Source organism: uncultured Nostoc sp., assembly GCF_964245445.1.
In the GTDB taxonomy this organism is placed as follows: domain Bacteria; phylum Cyanobacteriota; class Cyanobacteriia; order Cyanobacteriales; family Nostocaceae; genus Nostoc.
In genome coordinates, this window is record NZ_CAXTNE010000045.1 from 1 (window position 1) to 3600 (window position 3600).

Genomic DNA, 3600 nt, shown 5'->3' on the forward strand with positions numbered 1-3600 from the left:
ACAACCCCGTTTCTGCCTGGATTAGAGACTTTTTTTTTACGTCGAACTCAGGTTATAGAAACATCCGGCAAAAAAATATATGTTAGTACTTATATACTATATTTAATGGAATTGCAGGCTTATAATAATGTGCGGCATTTTAAATAAGCAATGTCCACTACCCCAGGCCACTCCCAACAGCAAGTTAATGCTTCTCTCCAACATGAAACCATTACTGGAGTAGTTGAAAGACTCACCTTTTATTCTCAGGAGTCAGGCTACACCGTGGCACGCTTAACCCGCGCCAGAGCCACTGATTTAACCACAATCATAGGCAGCTTTGCCAATATTCAGCCAGGTCAAACTCTACAGCTAACTGGTTTCTGGCGGGATCATCCACAATTTGGGCCACAGTTCCAGGTAGTTAATTATCTCCAAACCAAACCAGCCACTCTCACTGGAATTGAGAAATATTTGGGCAGTGGTTTAATCAAAGGTGTGGGCCCAGTCACAGCCAAGCGTATCGTCGCTCACTTCGGTTTAGAAACGCTCGACATTATCGAAAACCAGATTGAACGACTGATTGAAGTCCAGGGTATTGCCAAAAAGCGAATCACTCTCATCAAAAACGCTTGGTCAACTCAGAAAGCTATCAAAGAAGTGATGGTGTTTCTCCAGGGGCATGGCGTTTCTACCACTTATGCTGTAAAGATTTACAAGCAATATAAGGATGAAGCGATCACTACTGTTACCAAAAACCCATACCAGCTAGCAGCTGACATCTACGGTATTGGTTTTCTAACTGCTGACAAGATTGCACGGAATATCGGAATTGCCCCTGACTCAGAATTTCGTTACCGTGCGGGGATTGTCCACTGTCTAAGTGTTGCCGCCGAAGATGGTCACTGTTACCTGCCACAAAGCGAACTGATTGGGGACTTCCAATAAATAAAATCCCCAATATATAAGAATGATAATCATTGTAGAGGGTGGGAAGTCAGGGCTGCCGATGGCAGCCCTGACTTCCCTTTTTGTAGTAAGTTCAATATATGGTTCGAGTTTTGGGGTGTGTTGGAGTGTTAATTGAATTAACTGACTCATTGAAAAGTTTACTAAAGGAAACAGCAACTCAATTGAAAGGTGCAGCTAAACGACGTTTTCAAGCGCAGACTGTTATGGGATTAGGCTATGGAGGACAGCTAATAGCTCAAAACGAGTTTGGATGGGATAGAAAAACAATTCGTAAAGGGATTAAAGAATTAACTACTAAGATTACTTGTGTAGATAATTATTCAGCCAAGGGTCGATGGAAAGCAGAAGAACACTTAGCAAACCTGTTAGAAGATATTAAAAAATTGGTTGATTCACACTCGTCTTACTGACCCAAGTTTTAAAAGCCAGAGATTATATACACGTCTAACTGCCAGCCAAGTAAGGAAGCTATTGATTGAAAAGTGTGGCTATAGTGATGAACAATTACCAACCGAAGAAACAATTCGTATCAAATTGAATTGTTTGGGTTATAAACTCAAACGGGTAGCAAAAGTACTTCCTCAAAAAAAATCCCAGAGACTGATGCAATCTTCGAGCAGTTAGCAATAGTTAATCAATCAGCTATGGATGATAAGAGTGTCTTACGTTTAAGTCTTGATGCCAAAGCTCGCGTTGATATTGGTTGTTTTGACCGAGGAGGTAAAAACCGAGTTTTAACTGAAACAGAAGACCACAATTATAATCCAAAAACAACCGTAACGCCTTATGGAATCTTCCTGCCAGAGTTAGATGAACTATTTTTATATTTTACAAAGTCTCAAGTAACGAGTGATTTTATTATTGATATTCTAGAAGATTTTTGGAAAAGTGAGAGTTGGCGGTTTCCAGATATCAAAACACTGATTCTTAATCAAGATAATGGAGGAGAGAATAATTCGCGGCGTACCCAGTTCATGAAGCGTATATAGCAATCCTAAATGATTCATGAGAAAACACCATATTCATGCAACTTAGGAAAATCAAAAATTTGACAATCAATTCCTAATTCAAATAACCCTTTAACCACAGAGAAAGAATGACAAAAAAAGTAAAATTCTCGAATCAATCTTTTTCCTTGTAACCAGATGTCTTCTACAGGGTTTTGTTGTGGAGCATTTGGGGCAAAGCGTTCGCAAGTTATTAACCATTGTTCTTTTTCTAATTCTGCGTTGAGCGAGTCTAAATACTCTTTAATTTGCCCTGAACGGTGGTAACTAGCACCGTCCCAAATAATTAAAATTTTGGCTTGAGGACTTATGAATTGAAGATATTTTAAGAAACCAATTGTAGTCTCAAAATTAGTTTTTTTTGCCTTGAAAATGAAAAATTCCTTTGTTTTATAGTCTAATGCACCGAAATATGTTTGTTTATAACGAACATTGCCCACAGGTACTGATACTCGTTCGCTTGTTTTGCCCCAAACATAGCCGTTTACGTCTCCCCATAATAAATTACATTCATCGACCATGAATACGACTAATTCTCCAGATTCTATTTCCTCACGTCGCTTTGCCAGCAGTTCACAAATCTCTTTTTTTTTGACGCGACTAATTCTTCATCATATTTTGGGTTGTGTGCTTGAGTTTTCTTCCAACTGATACGTGCTTCATTAAATAAATCATAGTAGCTTTGCTTTGAGGAGAAAGTAACGCCGTATTTGCGGCTGATCTCATACTCTAGCTCGTTCAAAGTCCATTTATTTTTTGTTAACAGCCACTCTATGATTGAGGAACGCTGTTCTTGGCTTAATAGCCCACAACTTCCTTTATGAGCTAGCTTTAAACCTTCCACTCCTCTTTGAAAAATTGCTTTTTTCCACTTACTGATGAAACCACTCGATACCCCCAGTATTGGCATTATCTCTTCATGCTTGTATCCACACAGCAACATCTTGACTGCTATCGCTGGTTGAACTTCACGCTTATCTTGGCTATTTTCGATAAACTCTTCTAGCGATCGCATCCACATCACCGCACCCTAACCTTAGTCATTCAAACTACTTAAAACCTCCTACGTATTTTCTCACGAATGATTCCAGATTGCTATAGTAGAGTTCGCTCAATCTAACCAACTTAATATACGTTTAGCCTACTATCCACCCTACCATAGCAAATATAATCCAATTGAGCGAGTATGGGGTATATTAGAAAATTCTTGGAATGGCAGTATTTTGGACGAAGTTGAAACAGCTTTAAACTTTGCTAAAAATATGACCTGGAAAGGTAAACATCCTATGGTTAAATTAGTGACTCAAACTTACTGTACTGGGGTTAAGCTTACCAAGGATGCTATGTCTGCTGTCGAAAAACAAATTGAGCGTCTCACTAACTCGAAACATGAAAAATTTCCCAATTTAGGCAAGTGGATTGTTGATATTTGTTGTGTCAACACTTAATTTTCATCACCAGTTTTAAAATGTTTTTACTATAAAATCATCAATACTAATTATGACCATGCACCTGACATTATTTACAGAGTGCAGAGTTTTCTATGAGTGTTTGAGGAGGTAAGTGGTGGGTTGCGTCGGGCACCCACCCAAAAAAACAAAAAAAAAATTTAATAATAATTAAAAATTAAAAATATTAATTT

2 protein-coding genes and 3 pseudogenes are annotated in these 3600 nt (G+C 38.3%); 4 read left to right on the forward strand and 1 reads right to left on the reverse strand.

Features of this window, described 5'->3' with window-relative positions; translation table 11 throughout:
- Nucleotides 1–150 precede the first annotated feature (150 nt).
- The 3 genes and pseudogenes from ACFE90_RS10655 to ACFE90_RS10665 form a co-directional block, all read left to right on the forward strand.
- Nucleotides 151–912, forward strand: a pseudogene (locus ACFE90_RS10655) (helix-hairpin-helix domain-containing protein); the annotation flags it as partial.
- A 143-nt stretch (nt 913–1055) separates the two neighbouring features.
- Nucleotides 1056–1361, forward strand: coding sequence for a hypothetical protein (locus ACFE90_RS10660; RefSeq protein WP_375500248.1), 306 nt, complete (start codon nt 1056–1058; stop codon nt 1359–1361).
- Nucleotides 1362–1520: 159 nt separating this feature from the next.
- A pseudogene (locus ACFE90_RS10665) lies at nt 1521–1940 on the forward strand (ISAzo13 family transposase); the annotation flags it as partial.
- A 14-nt stretch (nt 1941–1954) separates the two neighbouring features.
- On the opposite strand, the gene ACFE90_RS10670 reads toward ACFE90_RS10665, so the two are convergent.
- A protein-coding gene (locus ACFE90_RS10670; RefSeq protein WP_375500250.1) for an IS630 family transposase occupies nt 1955–2973 on the reverse strand; the annotation gives its coding sequence in 2 pieces (ribosomal slippage) (nt 1955–2553 and nt 2553–2973; 1020 coding nt in all).
- Nucleotides 2974–3043: 70 nt separating this feature from the next.
- On the opposite strand from ACFE90_RS10670, the pseudogene ACFE90_RS10675 reads away from it, so the two are divergent.
- Nucleotides 3044–3406 (forward strand): annotated as a pseudogene (locus ACFE90_RS10675) (transposase); the annotation flags it as partial.
- Nucleotides 3407–3600: the final 194 nt, after the last annotated feature.